Genomic DNA, 26605 nt, shown 5'->3' on the forward strand with positions numbered 1-26605 from the left:
CCCATGGAAAACTCATTAATTAACAATAAATTGAATACAGATGAACCTCTGAATATTCGCCACTACTTTACCATTTTACTGAACTACAAATGGCGCATTCTCCTATTCTCAATAATGATGACAGCAATTGCAGTTCTGATTGTGCTATCAATACCATCACAATATACCGCAAAAGCTTCATTGCTCATTGAATCAAAACAAGCAAAAGCGGTCTCCATCGAAGACGTTTACGGTATTGATACAAAAAGCCAGGAATACTACCTTACTCAAATTGAAATTTTGAAGTCAGATCGAATTGCTGAAGAGGTTATTGCTCGTCTAAATTTAAACAGTAATCCAGAATTTGATCCAACCGTTGAAAAAAAACCAATGTTTGGATTGAATATTGACATTTTTGAACAATTTCCAGTCTTGAAAGCCTTCAAAAAAGAAGAGGTTCCTGCGTCAATAGAAGCGGCAGCGTATCGCAACAGCCGCTTGGTTCTTGCCAAATTCAAGCGGGGCCTAGAAATTAGGCCTATCAGAAAAACTCAGCTCGTGAGTATTCTTTATACAAGCAAGGATCCAAAACTATCAGCAAACATTGCCAATGAAATTGGTCGTGTTTTTATGGATAGCCACATTGAAGCAAAACTGGAAGTCGAGTTGAAAGCCAATACATGGCTAAACAATCGCATGGAAGAGTTAAGAGGAAAGTTAAGAACATCTGAAGCACAAATGCAAGACTTCTTAAAAACCGAAGGTCTGGTTGATATCAAAGGTGTAGAGAGCTTAGCATCTCAAGAACTTGCCGAGCTAACATCACAACTCAATAAAACCAGAGATCGCAGAGTTGCAGCTGAAACTCTGTTTTTAGTCGCTCAATCATACAGCCGTAAAGATAGTGATTTGTCTTCGCTCGCCTCTATTCCTGAAATATCCAATCACCCTATTATACGTGATGTAAAACTCGCTGAAGTTCAAGCTGAAAGAAAGGTTTCAGACTTATCTAAACGTTACGGTCCTAAACACCCATCTCTCAAGTCAGCACAAGCAGAATTAACATCCGTAAAACGAAACCTGAACTCTGAACTCAGACAGTTATTAAATGGTATCAATAATGAACTTCAAGCAGCGAAGCAGGCGGAAAAGTCATTACATAGAGAATTAAAGAAAAGAAAACTAGAGTTTCAAACACTCACTGTAAAAAATGCAAAATATTCTGAATTAAAACGCGAAGTACAAACCAATAGCGAGCTATTTGACCTATTTCTTAGTCGTCAGAAAGAGACCAGCGCATCCAGTGACTTTAATGCGACCATTGCGCGTTTTACTGATTTTGCAAATCCTCCATTGTCACCAAGCAAGCCAAACAGAAAACTAATTGTGGTACTGGTTTTTATAGCCTCTTTCGGATTTGCTTGTGTCATGGCATTCATGGCCGATGCAGTCAATGACACGTTCGTTGATATCAAACAAGTAGAAAAACAGCTTTCATTAAGCATTTTAGGCGTAATTCCAGAAATAAAAGTGAAAGGTCAGTTAAAGCTTAAGTCCTACTTTGATAGTAAATTCAGAGATTTAACAGAAGCGATCAGAACAATTCGAACAGGATACTTGCTCGCCAACACCAACAAAGAAGCCCATGTTGTGATGGTCACATCATCGTTGCCAGAAGAAGGAAAGACAACTTCAAGCATCAACTTAGCTTTTTCGCTTTCACAAATGGAAAAAACACTTCTTATAGATTGCGACTTAAGAAAACCATCTATTGCACATCGCTTTGATGTTCCAGGGTCTCAACCTGGTGTAACCAACTTGCTCACGAGAACTCATAGCTATAAAGATTGCATATACACAGATGAAGAGTCGAATTTAGATATTTTGACGGCAGGTGTTTTAACCAATAACCCGTTAGAGCTTATTTCTTCAGAGGAATTTAAATTATTAATAAATAAGCTAAAAACTGTCTACACAAGGATTGTTATTGATACACCACCTTGCCTTGCAGTAAGTGATAGCTTTATGCTGACTCAATATGTCGACTCGACGATATTAGTCATTAATGCGGCACATACTAGAACTAAAGTTGTCCGTGATGTGGTCGGAAAATTAGCACAGCAAGGCGTCAGAATTGATGGCGTTATTCTAAACAAACTAAACGTCAAGAAAGCAGCACATTATGGTGGATATCATCAGTACCAATCCTACTATGGTTCTGAAAACTCTTAATGACCAATTCAAAAGTACAATATAATTTTTATTTCAAACCTCTTAGATGGCTTGCCATCTTTGGGGCCTTGGCGATGGTATATTTCTCATTCTGCTTTGGCGTAGCATCTGTCTACGCCTCTGCTGCCGAGAAAAATATAGAGCGTTGGTCCATTCGTCCAGATAGCGTAACATTAGAAAACGTATCAGAAACAAAAACAATCGCATTAAAAGCAATTAGTCTCCAACCTTCTCATCCTCACTACTTCAATATACTAGGTAAGATCTATGAGTGGGAAGCCTTTCTCAAGAATTCAACTGACAGAAAAAATAGTTTGATCCACGCTAAAAATGCTTATTTAGAAAGCACATCATTAAGACCAATATGGCCTGATACTTGGGCCGATTTGATTGTAGTCGACTCGCAATTAGATAGTAAAAATATCGTGCAATATATAAATAAAGCCGATAAATATGGGCCATTTACGCCTAAAGTAAACCAAACCGTTTCACAAATTGGACTCATAAACTGGCAATTATTTACCTCACCACAAAAAAAACTAGCGCTAGATCATGCAGCACGAGCTTTAACTCATCCCAAAACCAGGGGTGACATGTATCGTTACCTTAAATCACAAGGCCAATTACACTCTGTATGTACTGCTATTGTTAAACACTCTAGAGACTATAATAAGAATGTTCCTCTTTGCGATAGGTTTCTACAATGAATTCCACAATAAATAAAGTGATTAATAGACGCCCGATAGCACTGCTCGTTTTGACCTTAATCTCACTGGGCACCGCTCTACTCTCTCTATCGAAAACATTGAATAGCCATGGCAATAGCACATATTTGTTGGAGTACTACCTCGGGGGAGATTTATATTTACATTTTATCTGCGCTTTGCTCATTGCACTGATGTTTATTAGGGTACTTACAGCATTGCATGGCGTTAAATTCAGTACGATCTTCGCTTTTATTACAATTTCTTCATTTTGCTTGATTGATGAAAGTTTACAAATATTTTCAAGTACGAGGACATTCTCTTGGCTAGATATTACAGCAAGTTTATCCGGTATAACTTTTGCTGTTGTTATCGCTTATATGCTCAATCATGCTCATGGTCAACTAAAATATCGAACGAAAAAATATATTGTCGAAAAAACCTAATTATCTGGAAAATAGACATAATCAGATCGCCTTAAAAATGAGAAATAGACGGTTTTTACTCTAGCCATCCTATATTAGCAGCAATAACATAATTATAATTTGTCTATCTGGAATATAGGATACAGACATGAAAAAAACACTTTGGCTAGTACTACTCATCACAATTTCATTAGGATTAACCGTTGCATTAACGTTACCTAATATAAACAATAAAACAAACACGGCTTGTTCAAGCACTGAGGCAATAAAAGAACAGTTAGAGCAGGCAGATGACCTTGTAGGCTTAGTCAAGAAATTGTCTGCACAATGCCCTAAAATGGCAAAAGAAATAGCTAAACTGGCTTCTTTAATACAACCCACTTTAATGGCAGAAATCCTAAAGTCGGTTTTGGAAATTGTTCCTAATAGTGATATTGCAGAATTAACAGCAATGCTTGTTGAAATCGCACCTAAAAATTTACAAGCTGAACTTGTACAAATTGCTGTAGAAGTAAATCCAGCTCTAGCGCAAGAGATCGTTGATGCTGTGGCTAAAATAGGAGCGATGGATCCAACAGATATAATTTTAGCTGCAATTAGTGGCGGTGCTGACCCGGCAAGCATTACTGAACCAACAGCCGCAGGTACACCGACCGCTGGAGCATTAGTTGCCGCTGATAATTTACCTGTGACAAACGATAACTCTATCCTTGTCAACTCCCCGACAGCAGATGGAACTTCTGAAACAGTTAATACACCTGCGGCGAACAGACCAGTTTTAACGACGAATACGCCTGCAGTTGCTAGTTCTCCGATAACGATCAACTCTCCGGCTGCCGATAACACTCCTATCGCAAACAATGCACCTGTGAGTAATACACCAGTGAATAATTCACCTGCAATTAGTGCTCCCGAAAACGGAAACTTACCTATTGCTAACTTACCGGTTACGGATGTACCTACGACACTACCAACCCCCCCTGTTCTGACAAACCCTGGAAACACATCCACTATAGGAACGGGTAGTGGTAGCGGCGGCGGTACCGCATCAACGAATTAGCACTCTATTATAATCCCCTTACCCCGGAGGTTGGTTAAGCTAACCTTCGTCATTTGATGAACTATCGTATGCCTTTTATAGAAAAAATAACCTTTACCCTGTTCTTAATTTTCATCTTCTGGCTCCCCATACCTCTAGGAAGCAACCGCCCACTTGCTTGGTCTTTCAACGAAATATGGCTTGCTCTGATAATGCTATCTTGCTTGTTTATCTTCCCATTAAAGCATTGGGTCAACTGCATAAAACGAACAATTGTCATTGTATTACCACTTCTGATAACAGCAACATGGTCACTCATTCAAAGCATTCCGAACCTGCATTTATCTCAAGATCCTGGGTTAGTGTTAGTCTCTGCGCTTAAGGGATTTCACTATCTGCAACTTTGTTTAGTATCTTCAGTGCTTATCTATAATTCAACAACACTAAAATTGCTTGCCACTGTCATGCTCGCAGCCGGTATCACTCAGGCTTTTTATGCAAGCGTTATCAACCTACTCCATCTTGATCATTCATTAATATTTGAATTGCCACTTGGAAGTAGAGCATCAGGCAGTTTTGTCTATCATAATCATCTGGCTAACTTCTTAATGCTAAACCTTTGTATTGGCTTTGGTCTGTTGACAGCTCAGCTAGCAGACTCAAAATCCGTTGGGATCAAAAACAATATGGCGCATTTTTTGTCTGTACTACTCAATGACAAAACGTTTGTGCGCCTCGGGCTAATAATAATGGTTATCGCATTGGTTTTGACACGTTCAAGGATGGGAAATGTGTCTTTCTTTATTGCACTAGTTGTAGGGTGTGCCCTCTTGCTAAAACACTATAAGTTGAAATCAAAAAGTGTTTATATTTTAATTTTCAGTCTATTCATTGTGGATACATTTATCGTCAGTAATTGGTTTGGACTTGAGAAAATAAAGCAAAGGCTTGTGGCGACGAGTTTAGAAACAGAGTCCAGAGATGATGTGATTGAATACTCACTTGCTGCTGTTAAAGAAAGACCATTATCAGGCTTTGGCGCTGGTACTTTCTATTCAACTTTTCCGGCGTATAACCAAGGTAATGTCCAATTATTCTATGATCATACACATAATGATTATATCCAATTTACATTAGAGTACGGCCTAGTTAATGTCATGTTGTTAGGGGGAATGATTGTGCTCTCCGCACGCCACGGTCTTAAAGCCTTCAAAAGAAGAAAGAACCGACTAATGCGTGGAATTGGTCTGTCTTCATTAATGGCAATTATAGGCATGACTGTTCACATGAGTGTAGATTTCCCTCTACAAGCACCAGCAACAGCAATGTATTTTATACTATGTTTAATGATGGCTCATTGGTCATTAAAGATTCCGAGTTCATCCTACAAAACTCGGGGAACTACAGTTGCCACAGTTAACCACTGATAGGTTAAACAATAAATTAGCATCCTAATAACTAAAAACCCCCTATAACATCATCATAGAGGGTTTTTATGCCACATATTTGTCAACAAAGCTAATAGCCTAAGATATACCTACTATGATTAGGAATTAATTTTTTCACGGATAACGATGCAATAATACAAGCTGATAGCAGCAACCCAACGAAAAAGACAAAGAACAACCATGAGTCTAATTGAATATAATGTAAATTAAGCCTTGATATGATACTGATAACAAATGGGTGGATAAAGAATGCAGCGAAACTAGTTGATGCAATAACATTTATGTATTTGTTGTCCACATCCTCAAATCGATGTAGAAGTACCATAAAGAAGAAACACAATGCAATCTTTTGAATAAACATTAAATCTAAGCCCACAAATTCAAAAGGCTGTTTATGAGAACTCCCCTCACATCCCCAATAGATTTGCAATAAAAGCACTAAGAAAATAAAAACAAAGATATAAATTTCTTTACTTCCTAGGTATTTGTATATGTGGTTTTTATGAATCGAGGCCACCATTCCAATCAAGTATACTGGTGTAAAATAGACAAAACTCTGAATGACATTGATATTATCAATTGGGCGATGGATGAAAACCGCAACTAGTGATAATAATATGATAATCATCATCTGAAACTTTAAGTTTAAACGAATAAACATCACGTGTATGGGAGAAAGAAAAAAGGTTATCATGATAAATGGGATATACCAGTAAGCAGTAATAAATCTTCCAGAGATATAATACTTAATAATGGGTACAATATATTCGCTTAAAATCCCCTCACCATTGGGGAGGAAATATCCGTCAAAGGCACTACTCTGTGTTACCACATAGAGTGTAATAGGAGCTAATCCTATGATTAAATATGGATACAGCACATTTTGACATTTTTTAATGATGAACTTTTTATGGTTAAACTTTGAATAAAATACATGATGAAACAGAAACCCTGAGATAAAAACAAAGAGTGATGTCCCACCCGATATAAAATTCATTACAGCTTTATCAAATAAACTATCAAAACTCATCCCAACCACTGAAAAAGAGTGCCCTGAAATGATAAACAAGATTGCAATAGCTCTAAATTGCGTAAAAGAGTTGATATGCATGGAAGCCCTAAACAATGACGCATAAATTATAATAAAACATGAATGATAAGGAGCAATTACCTAAATTTGATAAGCACCTAAGTACACTGGCATACTTCTTAAGATTTTCTTAATTTAGCTTTTATAAGTAGCCAAGCAAATTTGCTGTTTGTTATCAAGTATCGCTTCCACATTCTACGTGGTTCTTGAATTACTCGATATAACCATTCCAAGCCAGAATTTTGCATCCATAAAGGTGCTCGCGAAACTTTTCCAGCAACAACATCAAATGTTCCACCAACCCCCATAACAAAGTCGACGCCAAGCTCATCTTTCCACTTGTTTATAAAATTTTCTTTTTTTGGAGAGGTAATGGCTACAAAAAGTAGCTTAGCTCCAGATGCCTTAATTAAATGAACCAAAGCAAGCTCATCATCCCAAAAGTACCCATGATGAAAACCTGCGATCTCCAAGTTAGGATGTTTTTCTCGCATGACTTGTGCTGTTTTGTCGACAACCTGCTCCTCCGCTCCTAGATAGAAAACAGGAAATTTTTCTTGTTCTGCCATAGCATTAAGTTCATGGAACAGATCGACACCAGCCACGCGTTGCCCAACATTATGGCCCATAAAACGAGCCCCCCAGACAACCCCCATTCCATCAATATTAATGATATCGCACTCAGTGACCGAATCAGCAAGTTCAACATCCGTTCTCATGTTCACTATCTTTGCGACATTGACAACGACATGTTGAGTAAAAACCTGATCCGCAACCCGCTGCTTTATTGTTTCAACCGTTTCCTTCATAGACAAAACATGCATTGGTACATTTAAAAAATTTATTTCTTTGTTAACTAATTCGCTTTCCATAATTTTTCTCTAACAGTATTTTTCGATGTTACTTGGTGATTTCGGATGGCCATGAGTGGTTATGATTTTGGTTAGAATAAACAGAAAATGAATAATACATCCAAGCTTGAGTCCAACGAATGTAATTGATTCCAATAGAGAACCGATTATTCTTCTGATAAATAAATTGTTTCTTCTCTGCTGAGTACAGAGTATCAACAGAGTTATTCAGTATTTTTTTCGCCAAAGCGATATGTTCTGATGTAGGGTCAACTTTTATTAATGTGATGATAGCTTGGGCGACAGAATGAGGATCAATTGGATATCGATTAGTATTATAGTATTTCGCAGTACCATCTTTTTCGAAGAAATTATTGATGTAATAGTCTAGCCCTTTTTTTATCGTCGCATCAAAAACATCAGTATCTAACGCTGCTTTAATTTCATACAGCGCTTCTAGATTATATCCAGTATGAAACCCATCGATAAACTGGTGATGGTGCCGTTCACCATAAACCCAACTACCATCTATAGATTGTTGCCCAGCACTACGGGCAGCAATCCTTAAAGACAAGTCTCGGTATTTCCTGTTTCCTGTTTGACTGGCAGAAAATGCCACCCAAGCAGCAGCCCAAAGACTAGCGTTGTGAACAAAAGCGGTCTCACCCGGTATATAGGCAAAAAATTCCTGATTATCAATGTTTGTATAGAGATGGTTCACAATAAAATCAGCGCTGCTTAAGGCGGTATTGACCATATCGTCGCGTCCTAATTGGAGCCCGAGTTGATATAATGCGCGACTCACATAAACTGTGGTGATCACGTTAGGTTTACCTTTAGGAACAAAAAAAGCACGCGCTTTCCAGTCAAAATGATAACCCCAACAAGAAGAGGTCCATTCATCACCAGCACAATTTTGTTCAAGTAACCAATTACCTAACTCTTCAGCTTCAGCAAGTAATTTCGAGTCCTTTGTACTTTTGTACTCTTCTAGTATCCCTAAAATAAATAAACCGATCCCCTTAGGATTCCTTTTTTCAGGCACCCCAAATAACGGGCGAAAGTTGATAGGTGAACGCTTAAATAATTGGATCCAAGCTAGTCCAACGATGCTATCTTTCAAGCTTGGGAAATGACAGAAAAAACGGGCATTCAAACCATCAAATGGATCATATCCAGCAAAGTTTCGTAACTTCGCCTGTTGAAAAATAGTATCTTTTACATCAACAATGTTATTCATTTTCTGAGCCCAACATATCATCATAAACTTTTTGCATCTGAGGGATAATTGCATCAAGAGAAAAATTATCATCAAATTTAGTCTTTGCCGCGTTAACAAACTCTCTATTTGCATCACGATCTGAAATCATAGTGATCAAGGCTTGCTCTAAATTTTTGATATCTCCAGCATCAACTAGCAGGCCATCAACACCATCAGATATGGCATCTGGAATACCCCCTGCGTAGCTTGAAACGACAGCAATACCAGCAGACATAGCTTCTAGGACTCCCATAGGAAACCCTTCGTTGTAGCTAGGTAAACAATACACGTCCGCTTTTTTCAAGATATCTAATTTTTCCTGACCACTAACCCAACCTAAGAAGTGAACTGAGTCGTCAATACCCAGCTTTTTTGCTTCTTCCTTGTATTCACATATATTTCCATCACCTGCCATCATTAATGTTGCATGTGGTAAAGCATGTTTAATTTGCTTGAAAGCATGAATGAGATCGAGTGCACCTTTACGTGGGCCAATCCTTCCCAAAAAAGCAATCGTTCCAGGTTGGACTTCGGATCTCTTTATCGATAAAGTTGGAACTGCATTATAAATAACATTGACATGATCACTTTTATTAAGTGTTTGATACGCCCAATCAAGCCAGTGTGACGAAAGAACAATAACCTTGTCTGACATTTCAAAAGTTTTTCTGATATGCGTTTTTTTCTTTTCATCACATTCATTGGCGTAAAACTCTCTGAACTCAGCACCATGTAGATGAAGAATCACTTTAGTGTTTAATGCTTTTACCATTCTGACTAACAGAGATTTACGCTTGTAACTTCCACGTGAAGACATATGGATATGAACTAAACCAACGTCATGAAATAAAATATAATAAGCTAACTTGAATATGCACATGACGAACAACTGCGCTGCGCCAAGGTGTCCCCATTTATTGTTAGAGGAGTGACTAGCAATTAATTTCACTCGATTATTTTCGAATAAACCACACTCTTTATAGACACTTAAAACGGTAGCAACACCACCTTGACCATGAATATCGGTTGCCACTGTAATATTAATTTTTTTATTCACATCTATTCCTTGATTGTGCATATTGCTTGTCTTATTTTCCCATTTCGTGTTCTATCTAAAGAATTAACCAATTTAATGCCCACACTCATTGTTTGCCCCAATCTATCTTTGGTGTTAGCAATAAGTTTTGATTCCTGGTTTGAGTCAAACACAGTCTCATCTATGACCGCCGAAATGACGATTGAGCGCGGTTCATTTTGAATAAATTGACATGCAAGTAAGCCATCTACCCCTTTGGGAATGTGGTTCAAAATATGAACCTTCTGACCATCTTCACCGATAAGATAATCACCCACACGACCCTCAATTTTACTAATGATGGGGAAGACTCTTCCGCATGGGCAGTGGGTCTCATCAGACAACACGACATGATCACCCGTTTTATATCGAATTAAGGGAAAATGCTTATTGTTAAAATTGGTTCCAACGATTTCGTGAGTTCCATTCCCAGCGTCAAAAAACTCTACATGAGAATAATCAGTTAACACGTGATAACGACCATGCTCACAATTAGCGATTGCCGCCACTCGTTCAAATAACCCGTACCAATCAAAAACTGTACATTGGAACCTGTCTTCTACTACTCGTCTGTCTTCATCTGATAGCGATTCTGAAGAAGTAATTATGGACTTAAGGCCTAATGGGTAATATTCGCCTTGCGACTCTAGATATTTAGCAAGGGTAACGATTGATGACGGGTAGGCTTGAATAATTTCAACACCGAAATCAACCATCGCTTTAATGTAGTGTGGTAACGCATTTTTTGTCATATGAAAGGATGACAACATAATCATATCTTCGAACCATGAGTATCGCCAAAATGGGACGGTCTTCTGTTCTAAAGGAACAATCATGTCGCCTCGAATCCACGCGCGCTTGTCACCTTTTTGATAACCTGCCCAATCGAGGTGGCGAGCAACAAATGCTTGCTCGCGAATAACCGACTCAATATCTTGAGGGATGGACAAAGGAGTCCCAGTAGTGCCACTTGTTGCACCATGAATAACATTTTTCTTTTTTGCATCCGAAACAAAGTTTTCACTATTCGATTTGATATCGTCTTTACTAATGACAGGAAAACTCTCTAATCCATCAGACTCTAACTTTGACTTTTTATAAGCTGGTACTGTTTCTGATTTTTTAATCACCGAATCTAACTCTAATTCAGAATATTTCTTCAACTGATTAAGGTTTTTATCATGTGCTAGTAATTTTTTAGTTAAGCCTTGTTGACTTTTTCCTTCACGAATAACAACTCTAATTAATGCCCGTACACTTAACAATGTATTCTGAACAAAGATTGGAGAGTTAATATAGATTCCACTTAAAAACATGTCTCGAGTCCTAAATAAAGTTGCTAGGGTCAATATCAGATTTGATCACCTTTGCAGGTATGCCACCAACAATGGTTGATGGTGGTACATCGGAGATAACCACTGCATTTGGTGCAATAATCACGTTGTCACCAATATTTATTGGACCAAGGACGCGAGCACCTGCACCGATATAAACATTATCCCCTATAATTGGGACATCTACATGTTTAGACCGACCACCTATAGTAATGTTTTGCCCAAAGGTGCAGTTTTTTCCGACCCGCGCTCTTTTATGTATAACACACCCAATACCGCCATAAGCAAATTTGCTACCTTTCCCGATAATGGCACTATGAGGAAGAGACGAATTGAAAAGAAAAAATTGAATTGCGTAAATTATCTTAGACACAAAACTCAAATGATGACTATTACACCATTTTCCAATTAACATTAAGTTTATCAACATTTGTTACAATACCCATTCATCAATAATTTATACTTTTTGTTTCGTCCTGACATTCTTTATACCTCAAATAGAGAATACATAAAAACAGCAGTAATACTGGTGTTTTAGTTGTTAATGAATTATTTGTTAGGCTTATAACGAAGAATGTCATCATCGCTAACTTGTCCGAATACCTTCCATTTATAGCGAAGAAAAACATTGGAAGAAAAACGCATACTGTTAAAGGTATCATCCCTAATAGTCCAAATGTAAAAATCCAACCAATAATATAATTTTCAATAACTTTTATCCCAATATACAATTCTATCGATTCAAGAAGTCTATCACTAGCGCCAAAGATCCATTCGGAAATGCTTAGCTGTTCAAATAAATAAAACACATCAATCCGAGCCGAAGCACTGCTATCTATATAGAGTTTTGACATGATTCGATCTGAAATATTTGAATCAATCAAAACAAATATAAATATAAGCAGTGAAAAATAGCCTAAAAGCAACAGCATCGAGATTTTAAACTTGTCCCCATTGACACCAGTTGTACAAAATCGCCACAACACAGGAAGACAATAAAGAAAAACTGTGACAGAAAATATGACTAAAGCTGCTCTTCCTCCAAAAGAAAAAAGAGATAAAAGAATAATCAACACATACAGAAAACTTGGCACTACACTTCTGTTGAAAATAAGAATTGCAAGGCTTGCAGTAATAAGTGCATTGTTTAGCGGATGTGTGAGCAGAGCTGTTGAACGAAAAAACGAAAAAGAATTGAACTCAACATTGACCACACGGAAATGCAGTAAGTATTCAATAATTGCTATAATTGAGTTTATGAGTATCAAATAAGCTATTAACTTTTGTAATTTACTTGCTTGATCTTTACTTATTATTGAAAGCAATGGTATTAACAACAGTGGTGAGAGGAATGTATTAATCAAATATGCCATCCCTGATGTTCCATGTCGAACAAACCCATAGACCACAACAAATAGTAAAGATAAAATACTTACGTACCAAATACTATTCAATTTCCCTAATGGTAATTCAAACCATCGAGGCCCCAACTTTAATGTAACAATTGCAAAGGAAAACATAATTGTATATGCATAAATATGTATTTTTACAAATGCGGGACCACCATTTGATACATAAGGAATCCCTATATTTTCAAGAAAATACCCACCAAGAGTTACCGACGAGATAATAGAAATTACAACATAGAGATAGATACTAGTGCTTTTCATTGACAGTTAAGCCCTTTATGTAGTCTTTGATAGAAAAGCTATTTAACATAAAATGCACTGACCCATATGATAAAAATCCAACGCTGATAAAGATAATAATAACAAGCCAACTCGGTAGTATATTTGTATACATGCCAGTAACATTTACAGATATAGCCATCATCATGGTTGCCAATAAAGTTTCAGGTAGATGTTGAGGACACGGATACCGATACCCAAGGCGCGTCCCCACGATTAAAGTGAAAATTGAAACTACAAAAAACGCTAACATAAAACTGATTGCAGCACCTATCGCTCCATACACCGGAATTAGTTCCAAAGAAATTCCGACCTGAATGACAAATGCACTTAAGGTTAAAATTGGCATCCACTTTGTTTTCATTACGAATTGAAATCCATGGTCCAAAAAATGACACTTAATATTAAAAAACCAAGTAGCAATAGATAAAGCGTAAAATATCTTTAGATCCATACCTTGGTAGGGTTCACCTAAGAATAATTTAACTAAATGTGGTGCTAGCAAACATATACCAACTGTCGACGGTATACTGAGTGCGCATATAACACCTCCATAGTATCGATGCTTCTTATACAGTTCTGATTTGTCATTAACTTTTTTAGTCAACTCAGGGAAAAGTGGTAATGCTACGACCATAAATACTAGTGACATAATTCCCATTAACAAATTAGAAACCGCAGAATATAACCCAGCCTGTTCAAGATCAGTTAATGATGCAATGAGCAACCGGTCGCTACGTGATGCTAGTATACCTAGTAATCCAGATATCATTAATGGAAGGCCAAAACTAAGCAGTGTAGTTTTCATCGATTTATTATATTTATTAGATATTGTCCCATGATATCCAACAATTACTAATGAAATTGTATAGCTTACAATCAATGAAAATATAGCTGACACAATATTCTCATAATACAAAAGGGTAATATAACTTATTATTACAGACAACATTGATTGAACAAAAACAGCTTTTCGATAATGAGTCACTCGCTCTTCAACCCTTGCACATTCCGTTAAATATAAATATAAACTCTTTGATATTAATAACAGATAAATGGCTGCAAAATTTGTTACGGTGAAAACATTAAACATCATCATGCATATGAGAATAACAAGTGATGATAAAAACAAGCAAACCAACAACCAAAATGACAACTGTGATACAAATTTCAACTTTGATGATGATGTTGAATAGAATCTCACTAAGCAGTTATTAATCCATTGAACTAGTACAGAGCGAGCGCCTTCTGTAAATACTAAGAAAATTGCTAACAGACCGTATTCATTTGGAGATAAATACCTCGTCTGAATTGAGATGAGTAAAAACAGGCTAAATGCAGAGAGTATTTGAACCGGCGCATATTTAAAAAGCTTACTTATCACTATTAATATTTCCGTATGCCACTTGATACTTCTCAACGACGCTGTCTATTGAAAAAATGGATTTTATTTCGTCTCTATCAATTGTCTTCACACTGTTTATGTACGCTAATATTCTAGATACTTCATCATCCATTCTATTTACATCAATAAAGCAAACGCCTAATCCTCTGAAAAATGAATTTTTCTCATCCAGGATACCGACAGACGTCGATATCAGCGGCAACCCTGCAGCTAACATCTCCAACGGTGCTAGCCCAAATGTCTCTTCCTTTGATAAGAAAACTCCTAAATCCGCAAGTTCATATTGTTCAATTATCTGGGCTTGAGACATCGCACCCATCCAATGAACTTTTTCGCTAATATTTAAGTTTTCAGTTTTTATCTTTAGTTCTCTCGAGTATTCATTATCATCTGGGCCAATAATAGTTAGCTCTACATTAATTGAACTACTCAGAGTTTTAGTTAACTCAATGATTAGATCAATTTGTTTACGAGGTGTTATCAGGGCACAAGTAACTAACCGAATTACTGAGTCACCATATGAACGACTATTTTTCGCATGGAAGAACGAGCTATCAATTGGGTTGCCGATTTTAACTAACTTATGAAGGTGTTCTCCCTTCACTTCATCAAAAATGATATCGCCTACGCATGTGATCATGTTTGCTTTTGACAGAGTCATTTTTGGCAAGATTGACTCAAAAATTATATTGTTAAAAAAACCTCGTGACTTTCTCGCTATTTTCCCAAAAGAATGAAGTGTTAGTATGGATTTAACATTATTGGACGAAAATAGTGGGAGGCTTATTAAATGGCTATGTACTATATCCGGCTGAGATTCTTTTATTTTTTTGTATAGAAAGTAATTATGATAAACAAACCCAGGCACCGTAATCCCAAATAACGTCTCTTTTTCTGGGATAAATGTAAGCGTTACCCTTTCATGTAAAGCATACTGTTCAAATAATTCAACATCCGTCGTACCCACTTTAATTGCAACTATTTCATACATATAGCCTTCTGGCGGTTTTTCTGCTAACGAACGAATGATTTGCTGACAAACACTATCTACTCCTCCTGCATTTTCGCTTCCCCACTTGACTGTGCTGAGAGGAACAATAAGCAATATCTTTTTCATTACGTTTCCTTTAAGGCAACATTAAGAAATAACGCTGCCTTAATTAAGTTTGCATCACACCGCAATAAGACAGTGCAGATCAGTGAAAACCATCTGTTTGTTAAGCGACTACACCTCGAGTATCAATCACCACTTTCTTTGCAAAAGAGGTTTTATCTGCTGCTTTGAACTCTTTATGATCAACAAGAACAACAACAACATTGGCAATTTCCATCGCTCGCTCAAGTGTCACTAATTCAACACCCGCTTCTGCTAATTGGTTCGGTAAATCAGAGATATTCGGTTCAACAACAAGAATCTGCCCAATATCATCCTGAGCTAAGTTCGCTGTAATATCTAATGCAGGGCTTTCACGTAGATCATCAATGTCCGCTTTAAATGCAACACCAAGGCATGCAATTACTGGTTTTTTAAATTGGTCCGCGGCTTGCTTAACTTGCTCAACAACCCATTGTGGTTTGCCATCATTAACATTACGTGCGGCGGCAATCAGTTTTGACTCTTCTGGGCAACTATTGACTATGAACCACGGGTCTACCGCAATACAGTGTCCACCTACACCAGGACCAGGGTTCAAGATGTTAACGCGTGGGTGACGGTTGGATAACTTAATCAATTCCCACACATTAATTTTAAGTTTTTCGCTAATAAGAGATAGCTCATTTGCAAAAGCAATATTCACATCTCGGAATGAGTTCTCTGTCAGTTTCGCCATTTCAGCTGTACGAGAGTTGGTTACAATGCACTCCCCTTTAACAAACGTTTTGTACAGCTCCACCGATTTTTCACTGCAAGACTTGCTCATGCCACCAATCACGCGGTCGTTACTCACGAGTTCTTGCAATACATAGCCAGGTAATACGCGCTCCGGACAGTGAGCCACTTTAATATCGGCCCCATCGCCTTTCTGCTGCGGGAAAGTTAAATCCGGCCTTGCCTCTGCCAACCAACCTGACAGTTTTTCTGTTGCCCCTACAGGTGACGTGCTTTCTAGAACCACCAAGTTTCCTTTCTCAAGTACTGGTGCAATCGCTTTTGCCGCGGCTTCAATATAACTAAGATCAGGCTCGTGATTATCCCCTTTAAATGGAGTAGGTACGGCAACCAAAAATGCATCCGCAGATTCTGGTGTAACCGTAGCTTTCAGCTTTCCTGTCATCACCGCACTTCTGACGACAATATCCAAATCCGGCTCAACAATATGAATCTCACCTTTATTAATGGTGTCGACAGCGTGTTGATTGACATCAACTCCGATTACATCAATTCCTCGTGATGCAATCACTGCCGCAGTCGGTAACCCGATATACCCCAAACCAATAACTGAAACTTTACTAAACATTTTTTTCCTCAAATTTTATCTTGCTAAAATATCTGCGATACGCTGACTTGCTTGACCATCACCGTATGGATTGTGCGCTTGGCTCATCGATTCATAAGCCTTTCCATCTAAAAGCAATTGAGTTAGCTCTTCATAAATAATTTGTGTATTTGTACCGACTAGCTTAACGGTACCGGCTTGTACCGCTTCTGGTCTTTCCGTTGTATCTCGCATAACCAAAACAGGTTTACCCAACGATGGCGCTTCTTCTTGAATACCACCAGAATCCGTTAAAATGATGTGTGCTCTATCCATCAAATAGATAAAAGAGAGATACTCTTGCGGATCAATGAGGAAGATATTGTTAACGTCGCGCAATAACCGATTGATTGGCTCTTGCACATTTGGGTTCAGATGGACAGGATAAAGAACTTGGCATTCAGGGTGCTGTTTAGCGGTCTTCAACAATGCTTCACAAATACGTTCGAAACCTCCGCCAAAACTTTCGCGTCGATGACCTGTGACTAAAATGAGGTTTTTTTCTTTATCGAGCATTGAAAATTGTTGGTCCAACGTCTCTTTCAAGTATGAATCGCTGTTGATTTTATTGCGGATCATAAATAGAGCGTCAATAACAGTGTTACCTGTTGTGTGAATGGTGTCAGCGCTATAATTTTCACTTAATAAATTTTGCTTTGACGTCTCTGTTGGTGCGAAGTGATATTGAGTCAGTGCTCCGGTTAGTTTCCTATTTGCTTCTTCAGGCCAAGGCGAATAAATATTTCCAGTTCGCAAACCCGCTTCTACATGGCCAACCGCTATTTGTTGGTAATAACAGGCTAGTGATGTAGCAAAAGTCGTCGCTGTATCCCCATGAACGAGAACTACATCAGGCTTGAACGTCTTTAAGACGCCCTCCATTCCATTTAAAATCTTAGTTGTCACGGTACTTAACGTTTGACCAGGCTCCATAATATTCAGATCAAAATCAGGCATAATTTCAAACAATGCCAAGACCTGATCAAGCATTTCTCTATGTTGTCCTGTCACACATACTTTCGTTTCAAAACGACTGTCTTGCTTCATTTTATGAACCAATGGTGCCATTTTTATCGCTTCAGGCCGTGTACCAAATGCTATTAGAACCTTTTTCACAATATCGACTTCCTGTTATTCCAATTAAAATACCTACTCAAGGTCGAGATTCACTTCACAACATTGAAATCAGTAGTTATCACAAATTTTGAGCACGCTACCGCCACTAGATATCGCCTCTAGAGTGCTATTTACAGCAGTAACAACATAATCATTGTTTATAAACACTTATATTTTCGCGCTCTGCGTGATATTAGGGCTCACGCTAAGCAGTAAATTTATTAAAGATCCCTTCAGAACCAACATCAATTAAGTCAAATGCTTGTTCAAAAAGTGATATCCCACCTTGGTATGGATCGGGAATTTCTGTTTCATTAATGAGACTATGGGATAAAAACAGAGATAATTTATATCTATATTCAAATGGACAAATATCAAAAAGGTCTGCAAGCGTTGATTTATCAACAGCTAAAATCAGATCAAACGTTTCAAAATCATCATTTATTATTCTCCTAGACTTTGAAACTAAAGGATTGTAACCACGATTATTAGCAACCAATATAGCTTTAGGATCGGGGTCCTTCCCTTGAATAAATTTTAAGACACCAGCACTATCAACTTTCCAGCATAAATCTCTCTGCTGCGCCTTTTGCCTCAAAACGGCTTCCGCCATTGGAGAACGACATATATTCCCAGCACATACGACAAGAATTGATAGATTTTTTCTTTCCATGACAAATAACAAGGTCCTAAATGATGATAATCGCTTCTTGAATATCCTGTGTCTTTTGATGGCAAGGATAATATCTTAAGACGCGACCTGAGTTTGTCTCATAATTGCAACTAACATTAAATATAAAGTTATTTTATGCTGACAATTTCATGCTCTAAGACTTAGAAGCAGCTTGTGTTCAAAATTTAACCATCAGCTTTGCAATCTGACTCAGTCATCTGCCCTCACCCGCCTCATCCATTCTTAAATAACATTAAAAGGCTTTATTTACAGTAAGTTATAACAAGTTCATTTTTTCAAAAACGCCTACTATTAAAGTAAAAAGTGAGCCTTGGTTATCATCTCCTTGATAAATTTCTCATCGAAATAAAATTTTTTAATTTATTATTCTGACTCTATTATTGATAAATCAACGCCTATTGTGCGTTGAATATTTGCTTGCTAGACTCATTTCGAAATAAATTCACCCCTTATTAAATAACTTATGGTGTTAAGATGAACAAATTATACTCTTCGCTCTTGATTAGCTTTACCTCTTTATTTACGACAATGTCAGTTAGTGCCGATGAAACCACTCAACAAACATCTGCAAACATTGAACTATCAACCCAAAATATCCAAGAAACTGGTGGCTACTTATCTGCGGATATATTCATAAATAATAAAAGCAATGACTTCGAAAACATTAAATATTGGCTATCAGTAAAAGGCCCAAAAGGTTTATCTTTCCCTGCTAAATCAGTAGTGCAAGGCGATAACTCTAATATTGAGACGGTAGAAACTGGAAGTATTCTCAGTTTCAGTCGAGGAATTTGGATTCGTGATTATATGGAAGATGGCTTATATACTGTATCTATTGAAGGTGTAAATACTGACACCGGGGTAATATTTAAAGAGTCAAGCCAGTTTGTTAAGGGCGTTGATTTATTAAATCCAGCAGTTATTGACGGTCTAAGTTTACAAGTTTCTTTATCTATTGCGTCGAGTATTCCAAGTGATGGCGGTTACCTACCTCTTTATATTGATGTTCAAAATGCCAGAGAAATCCCTGCTAGTGTTGAGTTTTGGATAACCGCAGAAGGCCCTGACGGACTCAACATCCCAATTAACTCTAGACAAGCTCTAACTATTGGCGGGGAAGACTCGTATACTAAAGCTCGTGGATTCAGATTCGATGCAAGTTATCCTAAAGGTGAGTATGTGCTCACTACGCAGATGTATGATGTAGCATCTGGTCAGCACATAGAGTATTCTCTAAGCGTATTCAAAGACTAATCGATACTAGCCTCAACTGGAATACTATTATTTCCCTCAATATCGATATCAATTACGTTTTTATCGATGAATAAAAACGTATATTCATCTCTATATGAATTATTCTTTATAGCGACGTTAGAAAATGACCAGCGCTCATCCTTTGTTATTGTACGGATCGCTGTTTGATATTGAGGGTTACTCACACCATCAAATGTGATGACTTGAAATTCATTGTTTGTTATAGATATATTTTCAATAGGGCTAGTTGCTTGTTCCCAATCAGAATAACTCTGCAATCTAATTCCTTGCTGAGAATAGCTAAACTGATTATGATTAATTCTCAATCCACCCCAACTAACCTTTCTGTCTGATCTAGAGTTTGGGTAGATATTCAACAAGAATCCATCAATGTTTGATAAATTGTTATTTTCAAAAAGAACGTCTGAGTAATAACTTAACTCCACGGCGCTTCCGTTAATATTATTGAAGTCATTATTTATAACTTTTGCATTCGACACTTCTGTTCTTGATGATAATTTAAGTGAACATTCAACAAATTGGTTTTCGATAATAGAAATATCATTACTCCCTCCGACAAATGTATTTTTTGTTGCTTGAGTCGTTGTTACTTGAGCACATCCCTGAAACTTATTCTTCATTACTATTATGTCTTCAGAACCAACGGCATATTTTCCTTCGTCAGGACTTGTCGTTATCCTTAATGCCGCATCACCAAAATGATAGAACTCGTTATTTACTATCATACTGTTTTTGGTACTGGCTAAGTACAGCCCCTGTTCTCCCCAAACTTGGTTACTGTTTCCATTATTCAATCCAGTAAATACGACATCAGAGATCATCAGATCTGTCGTGTGCTTAATATACAACAGATACTCACCAACAAAGTCATCACACTTTGCTAGTTCAGCTTTTCCTGCCCCTATAATCGATATATTTCTTTTACTGAACAACGAAATAGTTCGACAAATATCATAAAGCCCATTTGGGATCATTAGCGTATCGTCATCATTTAATTCTGCTAACGCTGACTGAAAAGCTAAACTGTCATCTTTACCATCATCTGCTATGGCACCAAAATAGGTCACATCGTATATATTACCCTGTGCATTCATGATCGGTAGACTAAGAGATGCAAATAGTAAAATTAATCCTTTCATAATTTATAGCCTCAAAAAAAACATACCAACCAACAGAGAATAGTAGCATATCAATCCGTATTTAATTTTTATTATTAATGGTGAGAGCCTCTTAATTTAATTCTTATTTATGAAACATCTCATTAATGAGTCAATGTTATCCTCCTTTTCAGTTGAACTTTATCTACCTGATATAGACAATTCCCCCTAGAGCATCCCCTAACCTGATTTGCTCATAACTACCAGTACTAATTTAATATTTCAGACACACCTATATTATTTTAATAATTATCAAACATGCGAATTAGAAGGAAGCTTTCATGTCGCTCAAGTATTTTGTTCTTACCATAGGCGCTATATCGTCAGCCCTATCCACAGCACACGCAGATACGATTCACTCGAATGAAATATATACAAATTTAAAATGGTCGTGGAATCAGAGTCAATTTGAGCCAAGTTCGGTTCAGGTAATGGCAACCCCTGTTGTCGCTCAACTCAATGACGATAATAGCGACAATATAATTGATAATAATGATGTCGCTGATGTCATCATCATCACCTTTAAGAACAAAGATTACGCGAAAGGCGGTATAATTCGAGCTCTAAGTGGCACGGACGGTGCTGAACTGTGGGCTTACAATAACGGTGCTATTATCGCTGATGCTCGTTATTCTCCTGCAGTTGCTGACCTTGATGGTGATGGCGTTGTGGAAATTGTCACAACCAGTAGCTCTAGCAACTTTATCAATATTCTTGATGTCGACGGCAATATAAAAAAACAAATTCCAAAGGTGGAAAGTGGGTGGAGATCTGTCGGTGATATCTCTTTAGCCGATCTAGATGGTGATGCCTCGATTGAGATTCTCTCAGCCAATGCTGTATACAATTACGATACTGGTTTAGTGTTCAGTCACCCTTGGGCTCCGTCATCGATTAGTGGTGATTTTAATGGCGACTCAAGAGCAGAAGTCTTTACTGGTGGTGCTTTATATCAAAGTAACGGTTCTTTCGATTGGCAATACCAGGCCAATGATACAGTCTGGTTCTCATCTTTAGTCAACCTCGATGACGATAAGCAACCAGAAGTTATCGTGTCTGTACCAGCAACGTATAATTCAGCTGAAAATAGTGTGTTTACTGTCTTGGAACATGATGGAACCACAAAGTGGGAAGTGACCAACCTCGAAAATTCAGGGGGAGGTGTTCAAGCTGTATCAAATTTTTTAGGTCGTGAAACTCCAATAACAACAAGCTTGTCAAAAATTTTCGGTTACGCCAATTACCACAGCTCACCTTCAGCAACCATTACCATTGAAGAGAGTGATAAGCTTTGGATTCGTTCTGGAGCAGCTATCGATGCGATTGGGACTGCGCCTAGTTCAGTAGTAGGAGGTAACGGCGGGTATTTAAATAGCCCAATAGATCTCTCTCAAGTTGAAGCAATAGATATTACTTCAGGTCGATACTGGTGGGGGGGATATCATGTCCTTGCCTTAGATTTCTATTTAAAAGATGGCTCCCAAGTATCGATGGGCTCAAAACGTTACTACTCTCATCATATCAAAACTGAGCGAGTGACCGTGCCACACAACTCCTTTATCAAAAGTATCAATGTCTGGACATCATATTGGTTGGTCGATGGCTTGCAGTTTCAAATCGCATCAGTACCTGACAAACACGATGTCAAAGGCATCGTTTATGCGGGCTATTCAGCCGTGGATATGTATAATTTCAAAGGGGAAAAAGTGTGGTCAGTACCAAATGATGACATAAATAGTGGCAAAATTGGGGTATCCGCTTTCGATTTCGATAATGACGGCATTGATGAGGTGTTAGTTCAAGATCGTCAAACCGTTCGTATTCTTGATGGTCAAACAGGTCGTGTATTAAGCTCTATTGATAACTCTTCAGGTACATTGTGGGAATATCCAATTGTTGTCGATCTTGCAGGTGACGATAATGCAGAGTTAATTGTCGTTGCTAATGATTATGACCGTCCTTATGCAATAAATCATGGTGTCTATGTGTATGAATCTGCGGACGATGATAAGCCATGGAAAAATGCCACACGTATTTGGAACCAACACTCTTACCATTTCTCGAATATCAGTCAAGATGGGTCGATCCCAAACAGTGCAACATCTAGCTGGTTAACACACAATACTTATCGTTCAAGCACCTTACGTGGCGTTGTAAACAATACGAAGTCTCCCATTTTTGGTCGCCAAACAGGAGAGATCTCTAACCATCATGTATTAAACGATCAAACGTTATTTGTACGTTCTGGTTTCGCGATTGACGCTTTAGGTACAAGCCTTGATCATTTAGCTGGTGGGGATGGTGGAGCATTGCGTTCGCCTGTCAATTTAGCTCAAGTTGAATCTATCCAAGTAACCTCTGGTGATTATTACTGGGGTGGCAATCATATTATTGCCTTAAAGTTCACCTTCAAAAATGGCTCATCAATTCTCATGGGATCTAAACATTACGCTTCAAACAAAGTCGTGGAAACATTCACTATTCCTCAAGGAAAGCAAATACAACAGATGAATGTATGGACCAATGGTTGGTTAGTTGACGGATTACAATTTGAACTAAACTAATATCTAACCGTTAGAGACTAAAAAACCCGACATTAGTCGGGTTTTTTATTAATGAAGTGAATACGGAGATCAAAGAAACCGTTCTATTCTCTTTCCTCTCTACCTATGAACCTTACTGCTTTTTCTTTTTGCTGTAAGCTCGCTTCTTTCTTTTAAAAGCAGGGCGTTCAGCCTTAGGAAGCTGCCTCAATGATTCTGGAATATCACCTGTTTTTACGGTGTGCATTAAATGGTCGATTCGAGTTTCTAACGCTTGCATAAATGGCTGATAGGCTTGATTTCTTTCTGCCATTCCTTGAAGTTGATGTTCCCAATGCGCTGTCATATCGGGATAGGTAGACTCAGAAGGTAAAGCATGAATTAACCCACGACCTGCTTCGCTACTTAAAATGGTTTTTCCTTGGCGCTTGAGTAACTGTCTTTTAAACAAGGTATCAAGAATACCTGCTCGTGTCGCTTCGGTGCCCAATCCATCCGTCTCTTTAAGAATTTTCTTCAACTCTTTATCTTCGACAAATCGAGCTATACCTGTCATTGCTTGTAATAGAGTGGCTTCAGTAAAATGCTTTGGCGGTTCAGTTTTTCGGTCTTTAATCTCACCTTCTCGACATGTTAATACGCTACCTTTTGTTAAGGGTGGAACACTATCCACTCCTGCATTATCATCTTCAATTTTTCCCATCAAGGCTTTCCAGCCAGGCGACACCAGTTGACGGCCTTTCGCAATAAACACACCACCAGCAATATCAAACACCAATTTAGCCTCTGCATAAACGGCTGCTGGATAAAATTGCATCAGATATTGCCTTGCCACTTGCTGATAAATTTTCATTTCATCGGCAGACAAACTATTCATCGACATTTTCTTAGGCGTTGGAATAATGGCATGGTGCGCATCGACTTTTTTATCATTCCATACTTTTGATTTAAGGGATAAATTAGCGTTTTGAACCGCTTCTGTTAACTCTTTACTGTTACTGCCTATCGCCTCAGTCACCGACCTAGCTTGCGAGTAATGTTCCGTTGGCAAATAACGACTATCAGAACGTGGATAAGTGATCAGTTTGTGCTTTTCGTATAGTGACTGACAGACATCCAGCACTTGTTGAGCACTCATACCAAATCGCTTAGAAGCATCAATTTGCAGTGCAGATAACGAATAAGGTAATGGTGCAGATTGCTTGGTTTGCTTCTGTTCAGACTCAGTTACCGTTGCTGGTTGGTTCATTATTCGCTGAGCCACATTTTCCACAAGTTTACGATTCAGCACACGCCCTTCTTCATCTTGCCACGGTAAACAGGCTTCGCTCGGCTTCCAACGGGCCCGAATATCAAATTGCTGATTGCCATCCTGGTAAGGGATCAAAGCATGTAAAGTAAAGTAATCCCTAGGAATAAAATTTTCTATCTCTTCATCTCGACGAACGACTAGCCCTAATATTGGAGTCTGAACTCGCCCAACGGAAAGTACCCCTTGATATCCCGCTTTCTGTCCTAGCAGAGTATAAGCACGAGTCATATTCATGCCATACAACCAATCCGCTCGGGAGCGTGCCAATGCGGACACTGATAATGGAATGAACTCGCTGTTACTTCGAAGTTGTGTGAGTGCTCTTTTCACAGCAGGTAAATTTAAGTCGCTGATCAACAACCGTTCCATCGCCGATTTTTTTGTCTTACTCACTTTGCAGTAGTCAATCACCTCATCAACTAATAGCTGCCCTTCTCTGTCTGGGTCACCCGCATGAATGATATGCGTCGCCTCTTTGAGTAACTTACGAATAACCGTAAGTTGTTTACTCGATGTTTTACGAGCTCTTAATCGCCATTGCTGCGGTACAATAGGCAAATCATTTAAGTTCCACTTTTTATATCTCTCTTCATAGCAGTCTGGTTCTACTTGTTCTAACAGGTGTCCAATACACCAAGTCACGATATCCCCATTACCACAACGAATGAAACCTTGATCTTTCTTTTGAGGATTAGGAAGTGCCGCTGCAATTGCACGGCCAAGGCTTGGTTTTTCGGCGATAATAAGACGAGGCATAGTAATGAAATTCTATTTTTGAGACAGGTTAGAAACAATTAAGGCCACATTATCTAATGTGGCCTCAACAAATCAAGAAAAACTGTTTTTTTATACAGCTATTGCTAATAATAGTTATAAATATTCGACATATTTATCCAAGTCTCGCTCTTGAACTCGCATTGGTGTGCAGCCCGGCGTGCCTAAGTAGAGAAAACCAACGATTTGGTCCTCCCCTTCAAGACCGAAAGCTGCGCGAACTTGAGGGTGAAACATCCATTTTCCCGAGCGCCAAAATCCCTGAAAACCTTGTGCTACAGCAGCCATTTGCATCGCTTGAGCCGCACAGCCAGCAGAAAGATGTTGTTCAAATGCAGGCACTTTATCGTGCTCCGTCACTTTCGCGATCACGGTAATGACCATGGGTGCACGAAAAGGCGCTTTCCCTACCTTTTCTATCACCGCATCTTCACTTTCATCAGAAACTGCCGCTTTCACTAAAATATCCGCTAACTTTTGTAGCCCCGCCTCACCTTGTGAAATCACAAATCGCCAAGGGGTTAACGCTCCATGATCTGGCGCTCGCAACCCTGCTCTTATGATATTTTCAAGCACAACACCTTCTGGTGCTGGTGATGACAATTTGGCAATTGAACGTCTATTTAGCAAGAGATCTAACGCATCCATAGTGAATCCTTATTTATCGCTTTGTTTTTCTTTTTATTAGGAAATATCCGATTTCCCTCACTCTAGCATAGAACATAA

General features: G+C 38.3%; 22 protein-coding genes. 7 read left to right on the forward strand and 15 right to left on the reverse strand.

What is annotated here, in order from left to right:
• Positions 1–3: 3 nt before the first annotated feature.
• The 5 genes from vpsO (at position 4) to OCV39_RS10065 (ending at position 5806) form a co-directional block, all read left to right on the forward strand.
• On the forward strand, positions 4–2211 hold the full coding sequence (gene vpsO, locus OCV39_RS10045) for an exopolysaccharide regulatory tyrosine autokinase VpsO (RefSeq protein ID WP_113799922.1): 2208 nt from the start codon (positions 4–6) through the stop codon (positions 2209–2211).
• Positions 2211–2918 carry a VpsP family polysaccharide biosynthesis protein gene (locus OCV39_RS10050; RefSeq protein ID WP_261888407.1) on the forward strand — a complete coding sequence of 236 codons (708 nt, stop codon included), beginning with the start codon at positions 2211–2213 and terminating at the stop codon, positions 2916–2918. The genes vpsO and OCV39_RS10050 overlap by 1 nt, the downstream gene beginning before the upstream one ends.
• Positions 2915–3361 carry a VanZ family protein gene (locus tag OCV39_RS10055; RefSeq protein ID WP_017053508.1) on the forward strand — a complete coding sequence of 149 codons (447 nt, stop codon included), beginning with the start codon at positions 2915–2917 and terminating at the stop codon, positions 3359–3361. Before OCV39_RS10050 ends, OCV39_RS10055 begins: the two co-directional genes overlap by 4 nt.
• A gap of 127 nt (positions 3362–3488) precedes the next feature.
• Positions 3489–4400, forward strand: a complete 912-nt coding sequence (locus OCV39_RS10060) for a hypothetical protein (RefSeq protein ID WP_261888408.1) — start codon at positions 3489–3491, stop codon at positions 4398–4400.
• Between the two features lie 68 nt (positions 4401–4468).
• Positions 4469–5806, forward strand: coding sequence for an O-antigen ligase family protein (locus OCV39_RS10065; RefSeq protein WP_261888409.1), 1338 nt, complete (start codon positions 4469–4471; stop codon positions 5804–5806).
• A gap of 91 nt (positions 5807–5897) precedes the next feature.
• On the opposite strand, the gene OCV39_RS10070 is transcribed toward OCV39_RS10065, so the two are convergent.
• The 12 genes from OCV39_RS10070 to OCV39_RS10125 form a co-directional block, all read right to left on the reverse strand.
• Complete coding sequence (locus OCV39_RS10070; protein WP_113799991.1) at positions 5898–6938, reverse strand: acyltransferase family protein; 1041 nt, start codon at positions 6936–6938, stop codon at positions 5898–5900.
• Between the two features lie 98 nt (positions 6939–7036).
• Positions 7037–7789, reverse strand: coding sequence for a WecB/TagA/CpsF family glycosyltransferase (locus OCV39_RS10075; protein WP_261888410.1), 753 nt, complete (start codon positions 7787–7789; stop codon positions 7037–7039).
• A gap of 28 nt (positions 7790–7817) precedes the next feature.
• Positions 7818–9008, reverse strand: coding sequence for an aspartate-semialdehyde dehydrogenase (locus OCV39_RS10080; protein ID WP_261888411.1), 1191 nt, complete (start codon positions 9006–9008; stop codon positions 7818–7820).
• Entirely contained in the window at positions 9001–10086 is a 1086-nt protein-coding gene (locus tag OCV39_RS10085; RefSeq protein ID WP_261888412.1) for a glycosyltransferase family 4 protein, read from the reverse strand. Before OCV39_RS10085 ends, OCV39_RS10080 begins: the two co-directional genes overlap by 8 nt.
• A 2-nt stretch (positions 10087–10088) precedes the next feature.
• A complete protein-coding gene (locus OCV39_RS10090; protein WP_261888413.1) occupies positions 10089–11420 on the reverse strand; it encodes a phenylacetate--CoA ligase family protein in 1332 nt (443 codons plus the stop codon).
• 10 nt (positions 11421–11430) lie between these two features.
• Complete coding sequence (locus OCV39_RS10095; protein WP_253825327.1) at positions 11431–11853, reverse strand: serine O-acetyltransferase; 423 nt, start codon at positions 11851–11853, stop codon at positions 11431–11433.
• Positions 11854–11887: 34 nt separating this feature from the next.
• Entirely contained in the window at positions 11888–13108 is a 1221-nt protein-coding gene (locus OCV39_RS10100) for a VpsF family polysaccharide biosynthesis protein (RefSeq protein WP_017053499.1), read from the reverse strand.
• Complete coding sequence (locus OCV39_RS10105) at positions 13095–14510, reverse strand: oligosaccharide flippase family protein (RefSeq protein ID WP_261888414.1); 1416 nt, start codon at positions 14508–14510, stop codon at positions 13095–13097. The genes OCV39_RS10100 and OCV39_RS10105 overlap by 14 nt, the downstream gene beginning before the upstream one ends.
• Positions 14500–15648, reverse strand: a complete 1149-nt coding sequence (locus OCV39_RS10110) for a VpsD family glycosyltransferase (RefSeq protein ID WP_017053496.1) — start codon at positions 15646–15648, stop codon at positions 14500–14502. Before OCV39_RS10110 ends, OCV39_RS10105 begins: the two co-directional genes overlap by 11 nt.
• Before the next feature lie 100 nt (positions 15649–15748).
• Positions 15749–16990, reverse strand: coding sequence for a UDP-N-acetyl-D-mannosamine dehydrogenase VpsB (gene vpsB / locus OCV39_RS10115; RefSeq protein WP_113799902.1), 1242 nt, complete (start codon positions 16988–16990; stop codon positions 15749–15751).
• Between the two features lie 15 nt (positions 16991–17005).
• Positions 17006–18124 (reverse strand): non-hydrolyzing UDP-N-acetylglucosamine 2-epimerase, encoded by a 1119-nt coding sequence (wecB, locus tag OCV39_RS10120; RefSeq protein ID WP_113799900.1) that lies wholly within the window; start codon positions 18122–18124, stop codon positions 17006–17008.
• Between the two features lie 205 nt (positions 18125–18329).
• Positions 18330–18797: a low molecular weight protein-tyrosine-phosphatase gene (locus OCV39_RS10125; protein ID WP_261888415.1), complete on the reverse strand. Its 468-nt coding sequence runs from the start codon at positions 18795–18797 to the stop codon at positions 18330–18332.
• A 495-nt stretch (positions 18798–19292) separates the two neighbouring features.
• Between OCV39_RS10125 and OCV39_RS10130 the strand changes: the two genes are divergently transcribed.
• Entirely contained in the window at positions 19293–20072 is a 780-nt protein-coding gene (locus OCV39_RS10130) for an RbmA family biofilm matrix protein (RefSeq protein ID WP_017053492.1), read from the forward strand.
• Here OCV39_RS10130 and OCV39_RS10135 read toward each other — a convergent pair.
• A complete protein-coding gene (locus OCV39_RS10135; RefSeq protein WP_261888416.1) occupies positions 20069–21232 on the reverse strand; it encodes a glycoside hydrolase family protein in 1164 nt (387 codons plus the stop codon). The genes OCV39_RS10130 and OCV39_RS10135 overlap by 4 nt on opposite strands.
• A gap of 299 nt (positions 21233–21531) precedes the next feature.
• Between OCV39_RS10135 and OCV39_RS10140 the strand changes: the two genes are divergently transcribed.
• The gene (locus OCV39_RS10140) at positions 21532–23814 is read left to right on the forward strand and encodes a beta-prism lectin domain-containing protein (RefSeq protein WP_261888417.1); all 2283 of its coding nucleotides are present in this window, start codon (positions 21532–21534) and stop codon (positions 23812–23814) included.
• Between the two features lie 112 nt (positions 23815–23926).
• On the opposite strand, the gene OCV39_RS10145 is transcribed toward OCV39_RS10140, so the two are convergent.
• Positions 23927–25861 (reverse strand): DNA topoisomerase III, encoded by a 1935-nt coding sequence (locus OCV39_RS10145; RefSeq protein WP_261888418.1) that lies wholly within the window; start codon positions 25859–25861, stop codon positions 23927–23929.
• Positions 25862–25975: 114 nt separating this feature from the next.
• Positions 25976–26527, reverse strand: a complete 552-nt coding sequence (locus tag OCV39_RS10150; RefSeq protein WP_017053488.1) for an NAD(P)H nitroreductase — start codon at positions 26525–26527, stop codon at positions 25976–25978.
• Positions 26528–26605: the final 78 nt, after the last annotated feature.

Source organism: Vibrio cortegadensis (assembly GCF_024347395.1).
Classification (GTDB): domain Bacteria; phylum Pseudomonadota; class Gammaproteobacteria; order Enterobacterales; family Vibrionaceae; genus Vibrio; species Vibrio cortegadensis.